At 33.2% G+C, this 22,958-nt stretch carries 21 protein-coding genes and 1 pseudogene; 5 read left to right on the top strand and 17 right to left on the bottom strand.

The features are described from left to right. Nucleotides 1-2: 2 nt before the first annotated feature. The 17 genes from U9R23_07705 to U9R23_07625 all read right to left on the bottom strand — a co-directional run bounded on the left by U9R23_07705 (nt 3) and on the right by U9R23_07625 (nt 19,378). A complete protein-coding gene (locus U9R23_07705) occupies nt 3-2,819 on the bottom strand; it encodes a tetratricopeptide repeat protein (protein ID MEA3476307.1) in 2,817 nt (938 codons plus the stop codon). An 11-nt stretch (nt 2,820-2,830) separates the two neighbouring features. Continuing rightward, a complete protein-coding gene (locus U9R23_07700; GenBank protein ID MEA3476306.1) occupies nt 2,831-4,024 on the bottom strand; it encodes an ATPase, T2SS/T4P/T4SS family in 1,194 nt (397 codons plus the stop codon). Nucleotides 4,025-4,202: 178 nt separating this feature from the next. Further along, nucleotides 4,203-5,057 (bottom strand): response regulator, encoded by an 855-nt coding sequence (locus U9R23_07695; GenBank protein MEA3476305.1) that lies wholly within the window; start codon nt 5,055-5,057, stop codon nt 4,203-4,205. A gap of 4 nt (nt 5,058-5,061) precedes the next feature. Then, complete coding sequence (locus U9R23_07690; protein ID MEA3476304.1) at nt 5,062-5,967, bottom strand: histidine kinase; 906 nt, start codon at nt 5,965-5,967, stop codon at nt 5,062-5,064. A 106-nt stretch (nt 5,968-6,073) separates the two neighbouring features. Beyond that, nucleotides 6,074-6,976 (bottom strand): hypothetical protein, encoded by a 903-nt coding sequence (locus U9R23_07685; GenBank protein MEA3476303.1) that lies wholly within the window; start codon nt 6,974-6,976, stop codon nt 6,074-6,076. Continuing rightward, on the bottom strand, nt 6,976-7,887 hold the full coding sequence (locus tag U9R23_07680; protein MEA3476302.1) for a hypothetical protein: 912 nt from the start codon (nt 7,885-7,887) through the stop codon (nt 6,976-6,978). Before U9R23_07680 ends, U9R23_07685 begins: the two co-directional genes overlap by 1 nt. Before the next feature lie 343 nt (nt 7,888-8,230). Next, nucleotides 8,231-8,827: a hypothetical protein gene (locus U9R23_07675; protein MEA3476301.1), complete on the bottom strand. Its 597-nt coding sequence runs from the start codon at nt 8,825-8,827 to the stop codon at nt 8,231-8,233. A gap of 11 nt (nt 8,828-8,838) precedes the next feature. After that, the gene (locus tag U9R23_07670; GenBank protein MEA3476300.1) at nt 8,839-9,276 is read right to left on the bottom strand and encodes a hypothetical protein; all 438 of its coding nucleotides are present in this window, start codon (nt 9,274-9,276) and stop codon (nt 8,839-8,841) included. An 18-nt stretch (nt 9,277-9,294) separates the two neighbouring features. After that, a complete protein-coding gene (locus U9R23_07665) occupies nt 9,295-11,079 on the bottom strand; it encodes an ATPase, T2SS/T4P/T4SS family (GenBank protein MEA3476299.1) in 1,785 nt (594 codons plus the stop codon). Between the two features lie 13 nt (nt 11,080-11,092). Continuing rightward, the gene (locus tag U9R23_07660) at nt 11,093-12,445 is read right to left on the bottom strand and encodes a type II secretion system F family protein (GenBank protein MEA3476298.1); all 1,353 of its coding nucleotides are present in this window, start codon (nt 12,443-12,445) and stop codon (nt 11,093-11,095) included. 79 nt (nt 12,446-12,524) lie between these two features. Beyond that, nucleotides 12,525-12,881, bottom strand: coding sequence for a HepT-like ribonuclease domain-containing protein (locus tag U9R23_07655; protein ID MEA3476297.1), 357 nt, complete (start codon nt 12,879-12,881; stop codon nt 12,525-12,527). After that, the gene (locus U9R23_07650; protein MEA3476296.1) at nt 12,874-13,176 is read right to left on the bottom strand and encodes a nucleotidyltransferase domain-containing protein; all 303 of its coding nucleotides are present in this window, start codon (nt 13,174-13,176) and stop codon (nt 12,874-12,876) included. Before U9R23_07650 ends, U9R23_07655 begins: the two co-directional genes overlap by 8 nt. A gap of 745 nt (nt 13,177-13,921) precedes the next feature. Beyond that, entirely contained in the window at nt 13,922-14,380 is a 459-nt protein-coding gene (locus U9R23_07645) for a hypothetical protein (protein ID MEA3476295.1), read from the bottom strand. Between the two features lie 668 nt (nt 14,381-15,048). Next, nucleotides 15,049-16,482, bottom strand: coding sequence for a sigma-54 dependent transcriptional regulator (locus tag U9R23_07640; protein MEA3476294.1), 1,434 nt, complete (start codon nt 16,480-16,482; stop codon nt 15,049-15,051). 171 nt (nt 16,483-16,653) lie between these two features. After that, the gene (locus tag U9R23_07635) at nt 16,654-17,031 is read right to left on the bottom strand and encodes a transposase (protein ID MEA3476293.1); all 378 of its coding nucleotides are present in this window, start codon (nt 17,029-17,031) and stop codon (nt 16,654-16,656) included. A gap of 288 nt (nt 17,032-17,319) precedes the next feature. Further along, nucleotides 17,320-18,750, bottom strand: coding sequence for an ATP-binding protein (locus U9R23_07630; GenBank protein ID MEA3476292.1), 1,431 nt, complete (start codon nt 18,748-18,750; stop codon nt 17,320-17,322). Nucleotides 18,751-19,033: 283 nt separating this feature from the next. Beyond that, nucleotides 19,034-19,378 (bottom strand): MTH938/NDUFAF3 family protein, encoded by a 345-nt coding sequence (locus U9R23_07625; GenBank protein ID MEA3476291.1) that lies wholly within the window; start codon nt 19,376-19,378, stop codon nt 19,034-19,036. Between the two features lie 148 nt (nt 19,379-19,526). Between U9R23_07625 and U9R23_07620 the strand changes: the two genes are divergently transcribed. From U9R23_07620 to U9R23_07600, 5 genes and pseudogenes are all read left to right on the top strand, one after another. Next, on the top strand, nt 19,527-20,009 hold the full coding sequence (locus tag U9R23_07620; protein ID MEA3476290.1) for an adenosine-specific kinase: 483 nt from the start codon (nt 19,527-19,529) through the stop codon (nt 20,007-20,009). 330 nt (nt 20,010-20,339) lie between these two features. Then, nucleotides 20,340-20,894 (top strand): RNA 2',3'-cyclic phosphodiesterase, encoded by a 555-nt coding sequence (gene thpR / locus U9R23_07615; GenBank protein ID MEA3476289.1) that lies wholly within the window; start codon nt 20,340-20,342, stop codon nt 20,892-20,894. Between the two features lie 40 nt (nt 20,895-20,934). After that, entirely contained in the window at nt 20,935-21,996 is a 1,062-nt protein-coding gene (recA, locus tag U9R23_07610; GenBank protein MEA3476288.1) for a recombinase RecA, read from the top strand. Then, nucleotides 21,950-22,567: a RecX family transcriptional regulator gene (locus U9R23_07605; GenBank protein MEA3476287.1), complete on the top strand. Its 618-nt coding sequence runs from the start codon at nt 21,950-21,952 to the stop codon at nt 22,565-22,567. The genes recA and U9R23_07605 overlap by 47 nt, the downstream gene beginning before the upstream one ends. 264 nt (nt 22,568-22,831) lie before the next feature. After that, a pseudogene (locus tag U9R23_07600) lies at nt 22,832-22,958 on the top strand (YjbQ family protein).

Raw genomic sequence — 22,958 nt, 5'->3', positions numbered from 1 at the left:
ATCTATTTTCCGAAAACATTTATTTTATATTGAGCGATTTTTGATAATTTATTATTTGGATAATCGGTTACTAATTTATTCCAATAATAAATTGCAGTATTAATGTCATTTAGTTTTTGGTAGGAGTTTCCAAGCATCATAAGAGCATAGGATGTTTTAGTCCCCTTTAGTTTAATTACATTTTCAAATATAGATTTTGCCCGGCTAATTTTATCCAATCTGTACAAGCATTCTCCAATAAGATAACTGGCATTATAAGCGAGAGGATGGGTTGGATAATTTTCAATAAACTTATTTAACTCTTTATATGCTTTTTCAATATTTCCAGAAAAATATGTTTTTGTAATACTCTGATAAATCTCTGGAATATTTTCATTATATTCTAATTTCTCTATCCAATAACTGTTAATAAAAGGAAATTGTTCTTTTATTTTTTTTCCTATTGCAACAGCTTCAGATTTTGTATATGTACTATCCAGCCGTAAGCGATAGAAAATTTCCCCATCTTTTTTAACCGAAGAAACTTTTGTTTTATATCCATGTTGTTCTATTTTGTTCTTTGCTTCTTCAACTTTTGAAAGGTTTTTTCTTGATATTAATTGCAATTCAAATACATTTTTTTCATTATTTTTTTTATAAGAAACATATTCATTTTGTGGTGTTTTAGATGCTGATTTTTCTATAATTTTGTTTATAGCCGCTTCAGGCGCCCTTTCCGTTTTTTCTTTATTAGTATCCTTAGTTTTAGAAAAGGTATTGATTTTATTTTGAGCTATTTTTGCTAATTTATTATTTGGATAATCGGTTACTAATTTATTCCAATAGTAAATTGCAGTATTAATGTCATTTAGTTTTTGGCAGGAGTTCCCAAGCATAATAAGAGCATCAGGTGTTTTAGCTCCATTTTGTTTGAGAATATTTTCAAAGATATCTTTCGCTTCTGAAATTTTTCCCATCGTGTAAAGACATTCCCCCATAAGATAATTAGCATTATAAGAATATTTATACTCAGGATATTCTAAAACAAATTCTTGAAACCTTTCGTATGCTTCTTTTGAATTACTTGCAAAATATAATTTTGTAATAGAGTTATAAATTTTTAATTTATCTTTTTCAGAAGTTTCTTTATAAATCTCAGGTTCAACTGGTTTTTCAGTTATGGGTTCTGATGATTTTTCCGGCACTTCAGCTATGTGAATTTCAGATAAACTTTCTTCTTTTTCTTTATTAGTATCTTTAGGATTAGGATATGAAAAAGTCATATCATATTTCCAGATCGGTAAATCTTGAATGGAATGTTCTGTAATTCTTTCAATTCTGCCGCCAGGAAATAGTTTTGAAAACTTGATAATATTTCTTTTTTTCGTTGTATATCCTGAAATTTGAAAGTTATTTTCTGAGCTTTTTAAATTAGTTATCCAACTTACTTTATTTTCTAAGAATGAGTTTGCTATAACATTTAGAATATAATGCCACTGATTTTTGTTTCCAGTTAATTTCTCGATTTTTTTAACATTTTTTTCCAGAATAGCAAGTTCTCTTTTTACTTTATTAAGCCTGGCAATTTGAACCCTAATTTTTTTTAGTTCAATTTCTAGATTTATATTCTTTTTTCCCATATCTAAGGCTTCTTGCTTCAAGTTCATATTCTTGATAGTCCCGGTTAAAGCAAAATAGAATATTGCAGCTAAAACAATAAATCCATGCCAGGCTATTTTAAAATGCTTTTGACTTTCAATTATCTTTGATGGAAGGAGATTGCTCGGGAAGAAATCTTTATTTTTTGGTTCTAATGTCTTCCAGGCAAGTGCAATAGGTATAGCATACTGAGCAATTTTCTCAGGAGTAATTTCATCTTTTCCTTTTATGATACCGATTTTACCTAATTCTAAGCGATTGATTGTTGACCCGGAATCACATTTTTCTCGGAATGATTCAATATCTTCGTCGCTAACATGCTCTCCAGCCAAAATAATATGTTTAGTAATAGGTATATTAGACACATCTTGCTCTAAGATAATTTTAGAGTAAATTGCTTGCCTCATTTTTTCCGGTTTTGTCTCTGTAACAATAATTGGAAATGCTGCGTGATAGTTTTTACCTTTCATTACAATTTCCACTCTATAATCAACACCAATGTACAAAATCAACACATAATCCTCTGGAGGAAAGTCATAGCAAGTTCTCACTAAATTTATTAGTGAGATTTCATTTGTATCTATAAAACTATAAAAGAATTTCTTTTTTGAAGTAACAAGATTAGTATCCTGTAAGACATTAAGGAGTTCAAACTTACCGCGATGCACAAAGGCCAGAATAGTTTTATCAGGATTTAATATATAACTTAACTCATAATCTTTGGATTGGATTTCTTCTTTGGATAAAAGTTCTGATTTGATTCTCTTTTTTATCTTTGCTGTAGGTATTTCATCAAATTGCTTATACGAAATTTGTTCTTCGTTTGCATTGAGGGCAATCTTGCCTTTTTCTATAGGAAATTTAAGAAGTAATTTTTGTAAGTCACTTTTTCCTGATATTGCTTTTTCTTTTTCAATTTCCTCAAAACTTTCTTTTTCATCAAATTCTGAGACTTCCGGAATATTTAGCTCTTCCTCTTCTAAGTCAGTAAACTCTGATTCTTCTAATGTAGATTTCTTTTCTTCTTCAGTAATTTCTTTTGGGTATAAAGGAGATGAAAGTTCAGTTTCTTCTAAACGCTGTATTTTTATTTTACCATTTTCTAAAGCAAGTTGAGCAACTTTAATTGATAATCCATCCTGGAAAATGCCAAATGCTAATTTCTCTTTTTTAAATTTCATTATTTAGAGGCTTATTTTGAGTAAGTTAACAACTGCTGCATTCTTTTTCTGCTATTTGAAAAGTTTATAGCTGTTTCTCTTGTTATTATATTGTTTTTACATAGATTAAATAGGTCTTGCTCAAGGGCTATCATACCTTTTCTTTTACCTTCAGTAATCATCTGATAAATTTCGTTGATATTTTTATTTCTTATCGCAGCGCGCACTGATGCATCTACAGAAAGAATCTCTTTTGCTAAGGTTAGCTTGCCTTGCTTATTTGGAACTAATTTTTGAGAGATAATCACTTTCAATGTATCTGCCAATCTCAATCTTATTCTATCTTGCTCTCTTGGAGGAAATTCAGCAATAATTCTATGCATACTATCAACCGCAGAACTTGTGTGCAGGGTAGTAAAACACTTATGACCGCTATCAGTGGCTTCAAGAACTGTAGCAATTGTTTCCGGGTCTCGCATCTCTCCAACAACAATTATATCCGGGTCCTGTCTTAATGCTTGTATTGTTCCCTCTCTAAAGTTTAATACATCTTCGCCAACTTCCCTATGTCTGATAATACATTTATCTGATTGGTGGATATATTCAATTGGATTTCCAATAATTACAATATGAGAGTGATTATTGTGATTGTTCATATCTATAATAGAATCTAATGTACAACTTTTTCCTGACCCTGTGATTCCGGTGACTAAAATTAGACCAGATTTTTCATATTGGAGGTCTAACCTTTTGATAATTGGTTCGGGAAAGTTTAAAGATTGTATTGTAAATAATTCTTGGTTGATGCGTCTAAAGTTTGCTACTAAAACATTACTTTCATAATAGATATCGCTACGAAAACGGCTGGGTTCTTCCCCCTCTTCTAATACCATTCCTACAGAAAGGTCTACATTTTTATTTTTAAAAAGTGTTATTTTCTGTTCGTCAGATAGGATGCTTAATAAAATAGCGGTAACTTCATCATTAATGTACGAAGGCATATCTTGATATGGAGATTTTTTCCCATAGACTCTATACCAGATTTGTCTATTTGCTCCTGGTCCGCCGAAATCCATATCAGAGGCATTTATTTCTCGCATATGCTTAAGTAATTTTTTTAGGTTGTTGTAAGCTTCGTTTCTCCAGGTTGCATTATAAGTGATAATTTTGTTAATGTTCTGGAATCTACTTGTACCAATTAAATATTCTGGTAATCCTACTAACATTTCAGGTGTAAAAGACAGGCTCATAAGTTCCTTTCGTCATTCATTGAACGATTGCGAGGCTCCAATCATCATTAGGTAAACGGTTAACGAGCCGATAGATATTGAACATATACCGTTTCTCCCGATTTATCGGGACGCAATCCCCGCGTCCGCGGGGATTGACGATATACTATATTCTTCATTTTTCTCCGGTGACAAGTTTCAGCATAACAATTCTTTGAATAGATTTGCGCCATTTGGAAAATGTACAATTTATAAGATTAATCATAAATCTTTTTAATAATTTTTCCCCTTTATATGCAAAGAAATCTAACATCCTTTTTCTATCAAAATGTCTAACTTTGACAGCAGTCTCTGCTCGAAGTTTAGTAAATACAGAGCCAGCTAATATAAAGCTTTCTTCTCCCCAGGTATCTCCCTTTCTTAGATAATCTACAGTTGTATTACTAAGCCAGACTGATATGTCGCCACTTTCAACCAAAATGATTGAACCTGACTTTTTATCACCAATCGGAATATATTCACTGACATCATATTTATGAATACGTCCCAGTGCTAAAAAGTCAACTTTTTCTTCTGGTGTGAATCCATGTAACATAAGAGGTTCTGCCTTTTGCATAACTTCAGCACCTGGTTCAAAAGCCTGTTGAAGTGGACCGTATAAATCTTTGGCGTATTGTAAGCCTTTTTTTACAACTTCAATAAGTTCTTCAGCATTAATAGGTTTAGAAAGATATTGAAAAGCTCCAGCATGCACAGCCTTTACTGCGCCCTCTATGCTGGAAAATCCTGTTGTAATAACAATAACAGCTAATGGTTGTTTCTTTTTAATCCTCTTCATTAGTTCAAGTCCATCTATACGAGGCATAACCATATCAACGAGGAAAAGGTCATAGTCATCATATTCCATTTTATCAAGAGCATCCTGTCCATCAACTGCAAGTGTTACTTTATATCCCTCTTCTTCAAGAAACTCTTTACAAAGTTCTCGTATAGTTTGTTCATCATCCACAACTAAAATATGTTTTTTCATAGTATTAAACCTGTTTTTTTCTTTCCGCTTTAATCAATTCTAATTTTTTTAAGTCTTGCAACCTTGTTAATATACCATTTATTTTATTGATGGCTTCGGTCATCTGATTGCTTGACTTAAAAAGTTTTTCGTCATCATATTCATCAGCAGCTTTTTTGACTCTACTTAATGACAGGGAGATTACACTCAGAGGATTATTTATATCATGGTCTATCTCGGCAATATTGGCTGCAGTTTGGACAACTTCTTGGTAGTTAGCGATTTTTTTCTTATCTTCTATAATTATTTTTTGCTTCTCCAATAATTGGTCTTCTTTATCCTTCAATTTTTCATTGACTTTTAAGGAGTTAAAAGATAGTTTTTTTGCCATATCACTAATAAAATTCGCAATAAAGGCTATGGCAGTAAAAAGACCAGTATAGGAAATTAAAAATATAGTTTGCAAAGAAACATCGTAATTAAAAGACGAGCCATTAATTGGCAAAAGCCATTTAAAATTATAAAGAAGAATTAGGGCTAAAAGAGACATACTACCAATCAGAGCAGATATAAAACCACCTGCTTTTTCTATTGCTAAACTTGCGGTAATAACTGCTATCAGGTATATCCATACAAAAGAGCTTTCAATTCCACCAGTCAGATGCACAATTAAAGTAGAGAAAACAATATCTAAAACAATTTGAACTGTTGCAAAGATATTATTAGTTTTAATAATCTGTAGATGGAAGAGAAGATTTAAAACACATATTCCTAAAAAGGCAGCAATAAAGATAATAATTGGGAAGGTTTGTGGAGATTGCTGAACACGAATAATACCTATTGCAAAAAGGATTATTACCATAAACCAGCGGATTTTTGACCACCAATGGAACATGCTTTTTTCTGTTTCAAGAAATTGTGATTTATCCATTTTTTCCTTTTCCAATATACTATTATTAATATTATAAATTTTTACAAGATTTTTTCACCAACCTGTTTTACGAATTTAATGAGCTTATAAAAGGATAGAATTTTTATTATTCTCTCCAGCTGATAATCTTGCAAGAAACATTAAATGGTAAATTTTCCAAAGCTGTAGCCACTATATCACCATCAAAAGTAATAGTAGCAAAAGCTCCCAAACTGGCATCACCCACGACAAACACAGAGCCAGTAATATCTGAATGTGCTGTAATGTCTAATGTCCCAAACACAACCAGAATACCTTCAAAAGTTATTTGTGCTGTACACTTTAGATTTCCCTTAATAATTAATATACCAGCACCAGTCCAATCATTTGTAACTTTGAAGAGGCTGTCACCCCCCTCAAATTCTATCCATGTAAGGCTATCTGGCATTGGTGTGTTATTTTCTGGATTTATAATAAAAGCATCATTACTTATTGCTTCGTTTTTTACATCTTCTTCTGATATACCAAACACTTCTTCAAAATCAAATTCTGTAGTTTCAGTTAATTCTCCATGAATAGCAGCCTTTGCATGGATAGTAATAGAGCCACCATAAACAAGAGCAGATGTAATATTTGATTTAGCTGCATCATCAATAATGAATGAAAAATTTGCTTCACTCTGGTGATTAACAGTTTCATCATTGATATTATAAGTTACATACGAATTAATACGAATTGAACCATCTGATTCATAAGTAAATTTGATGCTATCAATTGAACCATCCAAAACTTCTAATGGAGTAAAATCATCAATATATCCAGTTATGCTATCGCAAAAAGTAACATTACCATCAAGAAACTTATTTATACCATAACCTAAGGCATAATTGCCCAAAGCTCTTACTTGCATCTCAGCCAGATTTTCTGAAGCAATTTCCGGCATTTTCTCAGTATGCTTATTAACGGTTATGAGAATTCCTGCAAAGATGGCAATAATTATCAAGACGCCTATTATAACTGTTTTTCCCATTATTCCCTCCAATACAAAATTTTGATGGTTGAAGTTTCTGCAGCACCTAAAGAAGTTTCTGCAGCACCTAAACTATCAAGAACATCTTTATCGTAATCTATCGTAGCATGGCCTGATAATTCAGTCTGCCCTGTATATTCTACAAAAACTGCACCACTTATACTGGTCCAAGCAGTTGGAAAGAAAGTTCCTATAACATAAATAACACCGGTAAAAATCACATGAGCTGAACTGTGGAGATTACCATTTACTATTAGAATACCGCTTGATATATTCCAAGATGTAGGATGATAATCACCTTCAATCCAGGTGAAGTCATCAATAGTATACTCTCCATGGCCTGGATCAGTACCTCCCTCATAACAAGTTCCCTTGCTAGTTGCATAATCTTTTGCTTCTTGTTGTGTCATTCCAAAAATGTTTTCAAATGTAAACTCAGTATTCTGTTTATTTGGTGTTGCAGAAGATTGACCTTTTAAGCGAATAGTCCCAGCTGTAGTAAGTGCATAATCACCGAATTGATATATTGTTGAGCCTGATGATTGAAGTCTTACTACTGCTTCACATTCATGATAAAGTGTATCATCAGGTGTTATCCAGCTTACATTTGCAATAATATCTATTGCAGTAGAATCTCCACTATAATCATATTCAAAATCATATTTGATACTATTAATTCTTCCATCGGTCAATACAATAAAATCATCAAAACTCGTAGTTATATCAGAAGTGATAGAACCAGCTTTTATTTGTTTTATTGCATATCGGAGGGCATAAGTACCCACATTACGCAAACCATATCCCTGTGATAACATTTCTGGTGCTTTTTCTGCTCGGTGTTGGACCGATAATGTTATGGCTGCAAAAATTGCAGTTAGTAATAACACTATTATTATTAGAACTTTGCCCATTTTTCCTCACTAATGGTTTTTTATTTTATTATTTTTCTAATTACTATTTTATACATATAAATAAAAAAAATAATTATTAAAATTACTGTCAATGATTTTATTACAAATAATTTCTTTTCATCTGAAAATACTTTTAATATTATATGGAGTAGTTCCGATATATCGGAACTGAATTCGGCAAGAGATCCATTCTCCGTCCCGATATAATCGGGACTCCGAAGAACGGACCACTCCATGACGAACTTAAATTGAATATCTTTAATGTCAGGGAATGGTCCCTGACAACTCATTAATTTTCATTCTTCTTTGTTGTTCCATATTTTAATACACATTAATTATATCATTATAAATACAAATTTTTAAAATATTGCCATAATACAATTTTATTATTAAGAACCCTTTTATCAATATCACCCCGATATGTATTCGCAAAAAATTCTATATCAATTCTTACAGAACGAATGTCATCCCGACGGGTTTGAGTTGCTATTGGGAATGATATGCTATCGTTTTCCTCATCATAATAAGTAAATTTTAGATTATTAGAATTTTGTGATAGTTCAAATGGTCCGAATTCCATTGAGCCATTGCGCATAAGTTTTAATGAATCATTTTCCTTATAAATTAGTATTGTATCAATACTTGCAGAAACACTATCTTTTATGCGGAACTGAAATGTGCTATCTGTAGCAAGTAAGACTGCCAGGGAATCGATACCAGCACCAACTCTAGATAAGTAGCCATTTGAGATTCCGGGTATTGTTTCTCCCGTATCATCATCAATTGTACCGGAGATAACTCTTTCTGAAATTTCATTAAGGGTTACTTGCATATTAGTATTATATCCTACAGCTTGCACATTTGATAAAGCATTAAACATAGCAACGAGGAATAATCCTCCAATAACTACAGCTCCCAGTGCATCTAATAGGCTTCCCATGATTTCTAATTTTAACCCTCCATATCAATAAAAATTCTACTGATAGCTTTATCCCTTGTTCCAATCCAGAGTGTATCAGGTCCCAATGGATAACAATAAATAACTATATCAATCTTTTGATATGCGCTATCAGGATAAGAAATATCACCAGAACTATTACAATAATTTGAGGTTAACCAAACATTATAGTCCGCATCATTAATTGTCATTGTTGTATCAGGATTACCTGGATTATAAGGAATATCTTTATGATAAAAATCATGTATCTCCACAAATGTAGAATTACCAAAAAGCTCAGCATCAATTTTCTGTATGTATCTATCTGCAATTTTCAAGCCTTGCAGTTGGTACATAACCTTATACACTATATCTGTAAAAGTGTAGAGATTACTATAGGTTGTAATGAGAATAGTGGAAAACAGCATTACTGCAAGAAGAACGAGTAGCATTTGTCCCATATTCATGTTTTATTCCTCTGTTGTTGCATAAGCCACTTCAGAAATAGTAGTAAGCCCATTTCTTATTCTATCTAACCCTGAGTCCCTAAGAGATAACATCCCTTGTTTTTCAGCAATGTTTCTAATGAGCGCTTCATCAATTTCTTCTCCGGATTCAACAATAGCTTTTCTTACTTCATGTGAGAAGTATAGGGCTTCACAAATATTTACTCTTCCTTTATATCCTTCAGTGCATTTCTTACAGCCTTTTCCTGCTTCGTATATCTTGCCGGATTTTAAATCCTCTTCAGTTAGGCCTAATTCAAGTGCAGCCTGATATTTTTCTTTTGCTAATGGTTTCCTGCAGTACGGGCATAATTTTCTTACTAATCTTTGTGCAACTATAATATTTATTGCATAAGCAAGGAGAAAGGGTTCTATACCCATTTTATATAATCGTGAAATTGCGCTTGGTGCATCATTAGTATGAAGTGTAGAAAATGTTAGATGACCTGTATTTGCAAGTTTAACTGCAACATCAGCAGTAATTTTATCTCTTATTTCACCAACCATTACAATATCAGGGTCGTGTCTGAGGATAGAGCGGATAGCATTTTCAAAGCTAAGTTTATGTCCAATCTTTAGCTGTCTTGCCCCTTTAATTACATATTCTACAGGGTCTTCGCAGGTAAGTACATTTTTTGAAGGGTCTATCACATGATAAAGTGCAGCCATTAAGGTTGTGCTTTTTCCACTACCAGTTGGTCCAGTAAGTAAAACAATACCTTTGGAAGTATTTATGGCTTTAACAAAATCCTTCTCAGCTTGCTTTTGAAGTCCCAACTTTTCTAAATCTGTTATTACATTTCTATCGTCTATTACTCTTACGACCACGCTTTCAAATCTTCTTTCATATTCTGCGGATATAATAGGTAAGATTGAAACACGAAATCTAATCAGATGCCCATCAACAAGACGCTGTGCAAAGCCATCCTGTGCAGTATCTCTTTCAAATCTGTCAACACCAGTAGAGCGGTCTTTAGCAACTGCTGCTATAGCTTCTGGAGAAGTATTATCCTGCCTATGCCAGCGATGAAGTCTTCCATCAATCCTGAAAAAGAAATCCACACTTGAACGTTGATATGGGATAATGTGTATGTCACTTGCTCCTTGTCGTACAGCTTCAACCAAGCCAGCTTCAAATAAATTCACCAAAAGACTTTTATTTATCTCTTCATCTAATGCATATTCATCAACGCCTGTTACTTTTCCAACTTCTCCTACTTCTTCTATCTGTTCGCCTGCTTCTTCAAGAAGTTCTAAAAATTCATTCTTCTGAGGAGCTATGATTTCAATAAGTTCTTCTATAATTTTAAGACGACAAAAAACCACTTCATATTTTTTGAATTCAGAATTTAAAGGGATTTTTTCTACGATTTTGTTTGTTGGATCTGCGGATAAAACTATTAATGTATTTTTTCTGCCGTAAGATATTCTATATGGTAAAATTTTATTATATAACAGTTGCTTTTTGAAGTCTTCTGGAAACCTGGAAAGTATTTCTTTTGTACGCTTTTTCTGATTTTGGTCTAATTTTTCCAGGTCTACATCAATTGTGCGGAATGCATAAAGGTCGGCAAGCAGACTATAAATTGTATCGTGGTCTATTTTTAGGTCTGAGGTTAATATTTCCTCTAATCGGCGAGGATTAGATGAGTCCTCATCAGCCTGAATCATAAGTGCTTTATCAAGCGTATCTTTATCAATTATTTCTTTCTCAACTAATAATTTTCCTAATCTTGATCTTCCTATCATTGTTTCCTTTAATTTACATTCCAACCATACCAGGCATTTCTGGAGAAACAAGTGCAATCTCTGCAGAAACAATAGTTAATAATGAAATGACAACGCCAATAAAAAGTGCAATTAAAGACTGAACCGATTGAATGACATTATTCATTTTATATGTGGTTTCTTTTTCATAGAATGAGCAAATTTGCCGAGCAGATTGTAGCACATTACCAGTTTCTGCCCCGGTTCTTAATCTACTTAGAGTTGTTTTATTAAATACATTTGCTTCTTCCAATGCCGGTACTAATGACATACCTTCTGTTAACATAAGTGGAATAGTAGTCTTTTTAACTCCTTTTTCTATATAAGCATTTCTACATGCTTCAGCAGAAGATGTTAGGGCTTCTATATTAGCTTCTGCCCCGGAATAGATAGCAGAGAAAACTCTAAAAAATATCTCAATACTTGATTTATGTAACAGATGCCCAATAATTGGTAATTTAATTAAAAATTTGTCCCTCCATACCCTTCCTTTTGGAGTTTTCCACCACATAAAAATTGCGATTGAAAAAATTGCAATTATAAGACACATCCACCACCAATTAGCACCTAAATAATCACTCAGCTTTAATGTAAAAGCAGTCATTGGTGGAACTTTTATTCCGTGCTCAACAAAAATCTTAGCAGTTGCGGGAAATATTGAGACCACAAAATATCCAACAGCAAGTATTGTAGCCACAACTGTAATCATTGGCGCGAGTATTGCCTGCTTTAAACTTTTTCTATACTCATGGTCCCTTTCCATAAATTTGGAAGTAGCAGCATAAACCTCACTCATATTACCACTTTTGGTTGCAAGACCGAGCATATAAGCAGGGAATTTCCCAAAGACATCAGAATAGCGTGAAAAAACCTCTGTGCCCTCTTTACCTGCTTTTAATTGACCTTCAACTTTTTTTAATGTTTCTTTTAATGTTGAATTGGATTCTTCTTCTGCTAACATACGAAGAATTTTATCATAAGCCATCTTTTCTTTAAGTAGAAACGAGCTAAGATTGATAAACATCATAATGCTTTGTTTAGAAGGCTTTGGATGAAAATCAATCAAAACTGGTTGAATTTTTGCGTCCCTATATCCAATCCTTAGTAATGCCCTTTCTACTTCTTGCTTTGTATATGCGGCTTGCTTTCCTTTTAATTTTTTACCTGTAGGAAGTTTTACTGTATAAATAAAGGTCTTTTTGCGAAGTATAGAATTTATTCTTATTCTATGTTTTGTAGCTATTTGTTTTATTAATTGCTTTGCTTTAGATTTGTTATGTGCTAATACTAAACCTTGAATAGGTTTATTATTTAAAGACACTCCTTGATAGCGAAATTCTTTTTGCATTTTTGATTACTTTTTATTAACTCTGGTTGTCACAGTCTCCCGATTGTCAGTCAGCTGACGGATGAACCAGCAATGGATCCTATCTTTTATCATTTTCATTATCTAAATCTAATAAATTATCAATCTCAATTTTCAATTTTGGTAAATGTTTTACGATAATGCCCCAAATTATTGCATCATCAACTTTATCATATCCATGAATAACCCAATTTCTTAATCCTATAATTTTCTTGGCACTTTCTATTTGAATGGTTTTATCTTCTTTTAATATCCCATTCATTGCTTCTCCAATAATTTCAAATTCCCGTTCAATTCCTCTTCTCAATAATTTGTTCTGTTGATATTTTGTGAAATCTTTTTCTTCTCCAAGATACTCGTATATTGAATTTATTGAAACCTTAATATCAAAAAGATATTTTTTTATTTTATCATTCATAAATTAAAGTTTTAGTCTTTTCCATAAACTTTATAAAATATGGATTGGAAAGTGAATTTTCAGTTATCAAATCTATTTTTCTTGTAAATAAATTCTCAAATAATTCGTGTAAAGCAAAATAATTATCTGAATATTCTTCAACGGAGATATCTTTAAATGAAATTAGGAAATCAATATCACTTTTATCATCAAATTTTTCAGAACAAACAGAACCAAAAACATATAAATTTTTAACTTTATATTTCTTGCAAAGATTATGAATGTCAATTATATTATTTTTAATTATAGCATTCATTAGTTTATACTCTGGTTGTTATGGTCCATTCTGTCATGGAATGGTCCATGACAGCCGTGAAGTGAACCCTGGTTGTAATGGTCCATACTATGACAAAAACTGTCTTCCGTAAAATCTGTCACAGTCTCCCGATACGTTCAGCTTCGTTCAGGTTCGGGATGAACCCGTCCCCAATTTAATTGGGGATACCCGGCCGGGAAAACTATGCTGGTTTAAATTTGTCCCGAAAGCCTTTGGGAGAACCAAAATGTTTGGTTCAAGTAACCCCGATGAATATCGGGGAACCAGCAATGACTGGCGGATGAACCAGCAATGGAAACATTGGTTGGCAGGGTCCACGCCCTGACGAAACTCTGGTTGTCAGGGTCCATACCCTGACAAAAATTTAACCACAATGTGCCACAAATCGGGATAAAGGATGAAAACCCAAGCCTACCTAACACTGGTTGAAAACTGTCATGGAATGGTCCATTCTTCCCGCCTTCTATAGTATTACAGCGGACAAGCGTAGTCCCGATGAAATCGGGACGAAGCCCGCCTGCCAAAAGCCCTGGCGGGCAGAGATGAATCCATGACAGCCGTGAAGTGAACTCTGGTTGTCAGAGTCCAAACCCTGACGAAACTCTGGTTGTCAGGGTCCATACCCTGACAAAATGTTCTTTGCTATAGGATAATGGGGAAAATATGGGAGGCACAAAAACCTCCCATATTTTATTTTTTGAGCTCTGATACTTTAATCAATAACTCAGTTTAATCTGGTAAATTTTATTGCGCCAGTTTTTCCTGTTACTACAACTTGTGCTGCGACACAACCATCTGCACCAAAGGCGGTAGCAGGATAGCCTGCCTTATCACCTATTTCTTTTCCATTTCCTGTTATTGTAAGTTTATCAGCGTCGATTATTAGTTTATAGGTTCCATTCTCAGTTGTTAAAGTATCTCCAGTTGTTCCATCATGACCATATCCTAACCATGCACCAAGATTTTGATCGTCAGTTCCATCACCTGTCCAGGTATATCCACCGCCACCAAAGTCTATAGGAGTCTTGTAGAATCCTAATGCTTGACCAGCAAAAGAATTTAGATCAGTAATAACCGCTTGACGATTTGAAGTTACAGCTTGGCTTTTGAACATAGTGATACCAACGGCAATAGCCACACCAACGATAATTACGCTCAATACAATGAGCAGTATTTGTTGCATTCCCATGTTATCCTCCTTGTCCTCCGTAGCTTCAGCGTAGGAGGACTATATTATTTTTTTTTCCCGTAAAAAACGGGATTATTTTGGGAAATTTTCACATCTATTACAAACATAAATATATTATGCAACTTTTGTGCCAAAGTTTTAAGTAACTTTTCTAAGAAAAACTTTTTTCTGTCAAGATAAATTTTATTTTTTCGGGTGTCATGTTCTATAACATGATAAAAAATTTCTGTCATCCCGATCCCAGTGAAATAGAAAAAAGAGATTTCACGGTACAGGTATATCGGGAGTTCGTGACAGCCCTGTAAAGTCTTTTATAACTTTCTCTGTAGATAAGGACTCCATATTTACTTTACAAAGAGTACTATGCTGGTTCAGATTTGTCCCGAAAGCCTTCGGGAGAACCAGCAATGTTTCCGTTCTCCAGAACGGGATAAAAGAAATTTAAATAATCCTGACTTTTAGGATGATAATCTGTCATAAAATAATTACATAGCAAAAATGTGTGTCATGTATTTATGACAATACTATCCATAGAGAATAGAAACTTAATATTAAGTCCTCTGTTTCTAAGATGCTCTATTCGGAGTGCGAAAACGAACCGCCAGCTCCGAAACGGAGTAAACCAACGACCTTGGAAGGTCGTTCTACAACACTGATTTTATTTAACTATCATTATTTTTTCTATACCTGTTAATATCAATCTCGTATTTTTTAAATTTATCATAAATATTTTGTCTTTTTATCTGGGAAATATTTGCAGCTTTAGTAACATCACCGTTACAGTTTTTCATCAATCCTTCAATGTAGGATTTCTCAAACTCCTCTTTAGCTTCAGCAAATGGCAGATGCATAAAATTTTGTGCAGACATATTTTTTGAAGGAATTTTATTTAGATAGATGTGGTCAGGTAGGTCCTCAGGAATAATTTTATTATGAGAAGCCAATGCAACTGCGTGTTCCATTGCATTTCTCAACTCTCTTATATTTCCTTTCCATTCCCCTGATAGTAAGATTGACATAACAGGTTCAGATAATTGTAAACCCTTTTTATCATACCTTTCAGCAAATTCATTAACAAAAGCATTTGCAAGCAGTTTAATATCTTCAACCCTTTCTCTAAGAGGTGGAATATTTATATTGATAACATTCAATCTATAATATAAATCTTCTCTAAAGTTTTCATTCTTAACCTCTTCTTCAATGTTCTTATTAGTTGCTGTGATAATTCTTACATCAACTTCAATATCTTTATCTCCTCCAACCTGTCTTATCACACCTTTTTCCAGAGCATGAAGTAATTTTATTTGGAATGCTTGAGATGTTTCTGTAATTTCATCTAAGAATAAAGTCCCTTTATCTGCTTCTTGAAAATAACCGATTTTATCTCTAATAGCATCAGTAAATGCACCTTTTTTATGTCCGAACAGAATGCTTTCCAATAGATTTTCAGGTAAACCTCCGCAGTTTACGGTAACGAACTTTTCATCTTTCCTTTTGCTATTTTTATAAACTAATTCTGCGAATAGTTCTTTACCAACACCAGTTTCACCAGTTATCAGGACTGTAGCATCAAGAGGAGCAATTCTTTTTACTTTTTCCATCACTTTTTGTATTGCAAAGCTATTACCTACAATATTTTTTCTATCAAATCCCTGAGATAATATACGACGCAGTCTTTCAATTTCTTCAGATTGCCATCTTGCTTTCAAAATTTTTTCAATCGTTAGTTTAAGTAGGTCAAGGTCTTCTACAGGTTTTTCAATAAACTCTTCTGCCCCTAATTTCATTGCTTCAACTGCCATACTAATGGAAGCCTTTCCACTTATTACTATTACAGCAACCTGGGGCCATTTCTCCTTAATTGTTTTCATAAGTTCAAGACCATCTTCACCCGGCATCACCAAATCTGTCATTGCTATATGGTATACTTCTTTTTTTAGCTTTTCAATAGCTAAAACTGCCGAATCAGCTGTGTCTATTTCATATTCATCTTCTAATTGACGGCGAAAAATATTTAGAGTGTCCTGCTCATCATCAATAATAAGTATCTTGGCATTTCTTTTAAAAAAATCTGTTTGTATTACTTGATTTGCCATTTTTTATTCCTTTTTTAAAAAACCGTTAAAACGGTTCAAATTTATCAGGTTGTCTTTTTATACCCACAAATGAATTTGTGGGCTTCTGACTCATTTATTTGTTCTTATCACTGGGAAGGGAAGCCCACGATTTTAATCGTGGGTAACAATAATACCTCATTATTAACCATTTTAATGGTTTCCAGAAGCAACAATATTATGTTTTTTCAACAATAATTCCCACTCTTCTTGAAATGACATTTTTTTATGATGTTCTTTTTGATTTCTAATATAATTTTCAACAATCTTCACCATTGACTCACTAACAGAGAATGCTCCATAACCAATCTGCCATGCAAATTTTACTTTATAAAAATTATTTTGATTAATCCAATGAGATGTTTCACCTTTAACATTTTTTATGATTTCTTTGATAGATTTATTTTGATTTAGGAGAAATAAGGCATGTAGATGATCTTTAGTCCCATTGATAATTCTAACTCCGCATTCTAAATCTTCAAGTTTTGTTTCTAAATGTTGTATAATTTTTAATCTCTGTTTTTCATTCATAAATGGATATCTATCTTAAGTACTCCAGACTGCATGTATCCAAATCCTCGTTAAGGAATGCGACATATTCCGTCTCCTTTCTGAAAAACCGTTAAAACGGTTCAAATTTATCAGGTTGTCTTTTATGTGAAAATCACTTTTCTTTATCTCAATTCGGGATAAACCCGAATCTACCCGCCTGCCCCGATTTGTCCGTTCTCCTACGAAGGATGAATCGCTACTCCGTCTTAGAAGCTGGCGGGTAGCAATAGGTTTATCCTGTTGCTGACAGCCCTCGTAATAAGCAAATTATTTATTATTAATTGGTAGAAACAATGTAAATGTGCTACCTTTGCCAACTTCAGATTTCACACTGATATAACCTCCATATCTTTCCGCCACACTTTTGCTTATTGCTAATCCTAAACCAAAGCCCCCACCATCCTTTTGCCCTTTTGTAGTATAATATGGGTCAAATATTTTATCTAAATCCTCATTCTTTATTCCTTCACCAGTATCTTTTACTTCAATTGCAATCATATCGCTAGTTTGATAAGTTCTGACAAAGATGAGCTTTTCTAAACTATTTTTTAGAGATTCAATTGCATTGTTTATAATGTTTGTAAAACTCTGGCTAATCTCACTGTATACTGCTTTTATCTCTGGAAGCTCTTTAAAAAAATTTGTTTCTAAAATGACATAATGTTTAAAAAATAAGTTATGGTCGCAAAGTTCCAGTTCTTGTTTAACAAGTTCATTTATGTTTATTGGAATCATCATTGAGATATTATCCTGTTTTACTTTTCTTAGGAGTATTTTTACAGAATGTGAGATATTTTTTCCGGATTCCAGGATTTTATCAATATCTTTGTTATCACCAATATCCTTTTTAATTAGTTGTGCATACCCTAATATAGAGTTTAAAGGAGAGTTTATATTATGAACAATGCCCTCAACTCGTCTTCCGATTTCAGCCAATTTATTACTTTTTATTAGTTCTAATTCTAATGCTTGTCTAGCTTTTCTCTCTTTTACCTCTTTAGTAATATTTGTAATGCTTCCAACTAATTTTAATTTTCGTTCATCTTTGACAGCTCTAATATTTAATATAACATACTTTATTTTGTCAGGCAAATTTTTCCTCTGAGGAAGATTTATTTCTAACTGTGGCAAAGTGATACTATCGTTCTTTGCATCCTGGATAGTTTTTTCATTCAGTTTAATAAATTCATTTAAATTCTTTCCAATGATTTCCTCAGAATTTTTAAGCTCAAAAATTCGCATAAAACTCGGATTACATAAAATAATATTAAAATCAGAGTTCATCCAAAAAATTCCTGAATCAAGGTTCTCAGTTATTATTTTGTATTCATTAAGTGAACGATTATATTTAGACAGGGACATATTCATTGCATTAAATGTTTCCACCACATCACCAAGTTTACCGCTGTATCTTTCTGGTATTGGCTCATATTTTAGAGGATTTTCACCAATGGCTTGCATCTTTTCACTTACTCTTTTAATGGGTTGCATTATGGTTCTGCCGAACACTTTGCCTAAAATAATTATCGCAATTAGCGTGGCAACCAACAATACCAACAAGAAAACCAAATAATCTTGTTCAATCTGATATTTTATAATAAACCACTCAGAAATGAGCAAAACGATTGCAAGTATAAAGGTTATAACAAAAAAGCGGACAAATATTCTCTTTTCTAAGCCAACCTTTTTTCTTTTCATTATTACTCCTGTTTTTTTTGCAATTTCAGCTTGTAATCACAAGTTATTACTGAGTGCATAAAACTGTTTTGCATCTATTTCCAATACATGATACTGAATAAAAACGGAGTGCTGAAACGAGTCCCGATTTACTCGGGACGAACTTTCAGCATATCGGAATTTGCGAAAAGTTCTCCCTCCCGATACATCGGAAGGGCTTGTTTTCGCACTCCATTATAATCCATAGAAATAAAGTAAACTATATTATGCTCCTGGCAGTAATTTTCAAAATTACAAGTAGATCTTAACATGTTAGGTGCAATGCTGCGATTATTTTATTATTAGATTGAGATAAACTATTAAATTTTTTAGTAGCTTCCGAAGTGTTCTCTATTATTAACTTTATTTTATGATTTTTGCAATAATTAAGAACTTCTCTTTTTACTTTCATCAAGCCAAATTTTCCTGTCCCAATTATCAAGATGTCTGGTTTATTATCAATAATTTCTTGTATGTCCTCAAGAGTAAGCAAATGGGACTGACTGCGCCACCAGTTGCTTTTTATTGAATCTGACATAATAATTACATCATGGGTATAAACTTTACCACTGATATTAATTTTACCAAAACTATAGTTATTTACTGTCATAATTTTATGACAATTTTTAGCAAATGATAACGATTGTCAAGAAAATTCTACAAAAATTGACAGGTTATACAAATAAGAATTTTTTAGTGTAAAAGAAATTTCTAAATTATTTTTTTGAAATCGCAGATCTAACAATGAGGAAGAACAGATGAACATAAAATCTATTAGATTAGAATTTCCAGAAGAGTGTAATATTATTCTTGGTCAGACTCATTTTATTAAATCTGTTGAAGACATTTATGAGTTACTGGTAACGAGTGTTCCTAAAATTAAGTTTGGATTAGCTTTCAGCGAGGCTTCTCAATCATGTTTGATTAGAAAAGATGGTAATGATGAGGAATTAATCAAATTAGCCGTTAAAAATATTGGGAGGCTTGGTGCAGGTCATTCATTTATAATTATTTTAAAGGATGCTTTTCCCATCAATGTGCTTAATAATCTTAAGAATTGTTCAGAGGTTGTGAATATTTTCTGTGCTACCGCAAATCCAGTTGAAGTTATTATTGCAAAAACCGAACAAGGATGTGGAATTCTTGGTGTAGTGGACGGCTTTTCGCCCAAAGGTGTGGAAAGTGATGAAGATATCAAAAAGAGAGAAGAATTTCTCCGAATGATTGGGTATAAAAGGTAATCCAAAGGCTTGACCGTAGTAAGTTATTAATAAAATTGGTGTAATTTTTGGCAAAACGCCAAATTTAATTGGTGGTAAATTACTAATTACAAATATCTAATTTCTAATAGAATTTCAAGAGCAAAAAAATTAGAAAGCCTCCGAAGCGATGGAAGTATATTTAACATTTGAAATTAGTCCCGACAGGTCGGGAGGATTTAGAAATTTTGGTCTCCGATTTGATCGGGAATTATTATTGACCAATATTTTTCTTTTCCGTCTGGGCGCCTGTCGCCCCGATACATTGGAAGGATTGGCGGACTGTTTGATCCTATTTAGTTGGGGATAAAAATGCGACTTTTTTTGGCACTTGATTTTCCTTTAAATGTAAAGAGGAAAATAGAACAAAATATAAATATTTTACATCTTGAAATTTCAAAAGGTGTAAAATGGGTTGAGACAGAAAATCTTCATGTCACTTTTCGTTTTTTAGGTGATGCTGAGCCTAAAATTTTGGATGGTCTAAACACTGAAATTGAGGCTGTTACAAAAAACTATCATCATTTTTCAATCGCATTTGGTAATATAGAAGTAGTTCCAAACTTTTATCGCCCAAGAATTATCTGGTATAATATGCTTGATGAAACTGGTATTTCACAAAAAGTATTTCATGATGTTGAAATGAGATTAGTTAATTTTGGTTTCAAAAAAGAGATACGTTATTTTAAATTACACACAACTCTTGGTAGAGTAAAATATGTGAAGAAGTTAGATTGGAAAGTAATTCTAAAAAAACTAAAGCCCTTGTATGATACTATTGATTGCAGAAAATTAACCCTTTTTAAAAGTCAATTAACAAGTTCGGGACCGATTTATTCAATTGTAAAAAAATATGACTTCAAATAACTGAATGTAAAATAAAGAAATAAATATTGGAGGTAATACAATGAAAGATAAAAAATTCGATGAATCCTTAAATACTGCTATGGGTCAAATCAGAAAGAGATATGGTGAGGGCTCTATTATGCGTCTGGGAGATAATGCACTTGTAGAAATTGATTCTATACCTACAGGAGCAATCAATTTAGATGCAGCTTTGGGGATTGGCGGAATTCCGCGTGGAAGAGTTACCGAAATTTATGGAGAAGAGGCTTCTGGTAAGACTACTCTTGCATTACATATTGCCGCTGAAGCACAGAAGAGAAATGGTATTATTGCATTTGTTGATGCAGAACATGCCTTAGACCCAATATACGCCCGGAAATTAGGCATCAACACAGATGAGATGCTAATTTCTCAGCCCGATACAGGCGAGCAAGCTCTGGAAATCGCTGAGACCCTGATTCGCAGTAATGCCGTAGACCTGATTATTATTGATTCTGTCGCAGCACTCGTCCCTCAGGCAGAGATTGAAGGTAATATGGGAGATTCTCATGTGGGATTGCAAGCCCGTTTAATGTCACAAGCATTAAGGAAACTTACTAGCGTAATCAACAAATCCAATTGCTCTCTTCTATTCATTAATCAAACCAGAATGAAGATTGGTGTTGCACCTTATATGAACCCCCGAACCACTACTGGTGGTGTTGCACTAAAATTCTATTCAACAGTCCGCATTGAGGTTAAAAGAGGTCCTAGTATCAAGTTAGGAGGTGAGAGAGATAATGTGATTGGGAATGTAATCTGGGCAAAGATTGTGAAAAATAAGTTAGCTCCACCATTTAAGTCCGCACAGTTTGACCTTATCTATGGTGAGGGAATCTCACATCAAGGAATTCTAATTGATGAAGGCATCAAACACAAAATAGTTCAAAAACGAGGTTCCTGGATTTCTTATGGACAATTACAATTAGGACAGGGCAAAGAGCAAGCAAAGAAATTTCTGTATGATAATAAAAAAACAAAAAATGAAATAGAAAAAAAAGTAAGGGAGGCATTGAATTTGCCTGAGCTCAAAACTGATGAAGATAACAAAGATAAAAAAGCAAAAGAACCACAAAAAGTATAACATCTTTGTTGATGGGAACTACTTCCTTTCCATCTCTTCAAAAGCACTCACCAAATTTGACCTTTCAGAAGAACAAGAGTTTGACTCAAAAGGCCTTTCGGAATTAAGAAGGAATATCACCTTATTTGAATGTGAATCCGCTCTTATTAACTTCCTGCAATATAGAATGCGGTCTGAAAAGGAGATTGTTCGTAAACTAAAAACTAAGGGCTGTAAGTCTGAAATTATCTCTGAATTGATAACAAGGTATAAAAATTTTGGTTATATAGATAATATTACTTTTGCAGAAAGTTACCTGCTGGACCTTATTTCACATCACCCACAGGGTAAATATTCAATCATAAATAAGTTAAGAACAAAAGGTGTAAATCAAGAGCTCATTAATGAAGTAATTGAAAAACATTTAACTAATGAAACAGAAAAGGAGATGGCTGAACGAAGCCTGGATAGTCAAAGGTATAGATTTGAGAAGTTATCTCCTGCTGATAGAAAGAATAAAGCTCTTGCGTTTTTACAAAGGAAGGGATTTTCTTCTAAAATTGCCTTTGGGGTGATTAAAGACTTTTTTTAAGTTTATTTCAGGCTTTTAATATATTTTTACATGGTGATCTGGTGTAGGATTATAGGCTCGTTGTCGCTTTGCTCTTTATCCCGACATATCGGGAGCCCGAAATAGAAGGAGAAAAGATATTTTCTTGGTAGATTGTTTCTAATTATTCTACCAAACAGGATATTGAGTATTCAAGGAAGTAAAGAATGAGGCGTGAATTTATCAAAGTTAGTTCAAATGAAAGTTTCAATAAATCAACAAAAAAATTAAATCTTCCTGACTAAGGCTGACCCAGCTGTTACAAGAGATATATTAAGTGAACTTGATAAGGTAATCCCTTTAAAAGATAATTATCAACATTTGGAAGGGAATTCTGCAGCTCATATTAAATCCAGTATTATTGGTTGTTCTG

The sequence above is a fragment of the Candidatus Cloacimonadota bacterium genome (genome assembly GCA_034722995.1).
Taxonomy (GTDB): Bacteria; Cloacimonadota; Cloacimonadia; order JGIOTU-2; family JGIOTU-2; genus JAGMCF01.
This window is presented reverse-complemented; position numbering and strand designations above follow the sequence as displayed.

Coding starts and splice junctions, on each gene's coding strand:
- U9R23_07680 (MEA3476302.1), bottom strand. CDS start 7,887: ATGGGCAAAGTTCTAATAATAATAGTGTTATTACTAACTGCAATTTTT.
- U9R23_07635 (MEA3476293.1), bottom strand. CDS start 17,031: ATGAATGAAAAACAGAGATTAAAAATTATACAACATTTAGAAACAAAA.
- U9R23_07670 (MEA3476300.1), bottom strand. CDS start 9,276: ATGCTACTCGTTCTTCTTGCAGTAATGCTGTTTTCCACTATTCTCATT.
- U9R23_07620 (MEA3476290.1), top strand. CDS start 19,527: ATGAACATAAAATCTATTAGATTAGAATTTCCAGAAGAGTGTAATATT.
- U9R23_07660 (MEA3476298.1), bottom strand. CDS start 12,445: ATGCAAAAAGAATTTCGCTATCAAGGAGTGTCTTTAAATAATAAACCT.
- U9R23_07625 (MEA3476291.1), bottom strand. CDS start 19,378: ATGACAGTAAATAACTATAGTTTTGGTAAAATTAATATCAGTGGTAAA.
- U9R23_07640 (MEA3476294.1), bottom strand. CDS start 16,482: ATGGCAAATCAAGTAATACAAACAGATTTTTTTAAAAGAAATGCCAAG.
- U9R23_07700 (MEA3476306.1), bottom strand. CDS start 4,024: ATGTTAGTAGGATTACCAGAATATTTAATTGGTACAAGTAGATTCCAG.
- U9R23_07665 (MEA3476299.1), bottom strand. CDS start 11,079: ATGATAGGAAGATCAAGATTAGGAAAATTATTAGTTGAGAAAGAAATA.
- U9R23_07675 (MEA3476301.1), bottom strand. CDS start 8,827: ATGGGAAGCCTATTAGATGCACTGGGAGCTGTAGTTATTGGAGGATTA.
- U9R23_07655 (MEA3476297.1), bottom strand. CDS start 12,881: ATGAATGATAAAATAAAAAAATATCTTTTTGATATTAAGGTTTCAATA.
- U9R23_07705 (MEA3476307.1), bottom strand. CDS start 2,819: ATGAAATTTAAAAAAGAGAAATTAGCATTTGGCATTTTCCAGGATGGA.
- U9R23_07650 (MEA3476296.1), bottom strand. CDS start 13,176: ATGAATGCTATAATTAAAAATAATATAATTGACATTCATAATCTTTGC.
- U9R23_07605 (MEA3476287.1), top strand. CDS start 21,950: ATGAAGATAACAAAGATAAAAAAGCAAAAGAACCACAAAAAGTATAAC.
- U9R23_07685 (MEA3476303.1), bottom strand. CDS start 6,976: ATGGGAAAAACAGTTATAATAGGCGTCTTGATAATTATTGCCATCTTT.
- U9R23_07690 (MEA3476304.1), bottom strand. CDS start 5,967: ATGGATAAATCACAATTTCTTGAAACAGAAAAAAGCATGTTCCATTGG.
- thpR (MEA3476289.1), top strand. CDS start 20,340: ATGCGACTTTTTTTGGCACTTGATTTTCCTTTAAATGTAAAGAGGAAA.
- U9R23_07645 (MEA3476295.1), bottom strand. CDS start 14,380: ATGCAACAAATACTGCTCATTGTATTGAGCGTAATTATCGTTGGTGTG.
- recA (MEA3476288.1), top strand. CDS start 20,935: ATGAAAGATAAAAAATTCGATGAATCCTTAAATACTGCTATGGGTCAA.
- U9R23_07630 (MEA3476292.1), bottom strand. CDS start 18,750: ATGAAAAGAAAAAAGGTTGGCTTAGAAAAGAGAATATTTGTCCGCTTT.
- U9R23_07695 (MEA3476305.1), bottom strand. CDS start 5,057: ATGAAAAAACATATTTTAGTTGTGGATGATGAACAAACTATACGAGAA.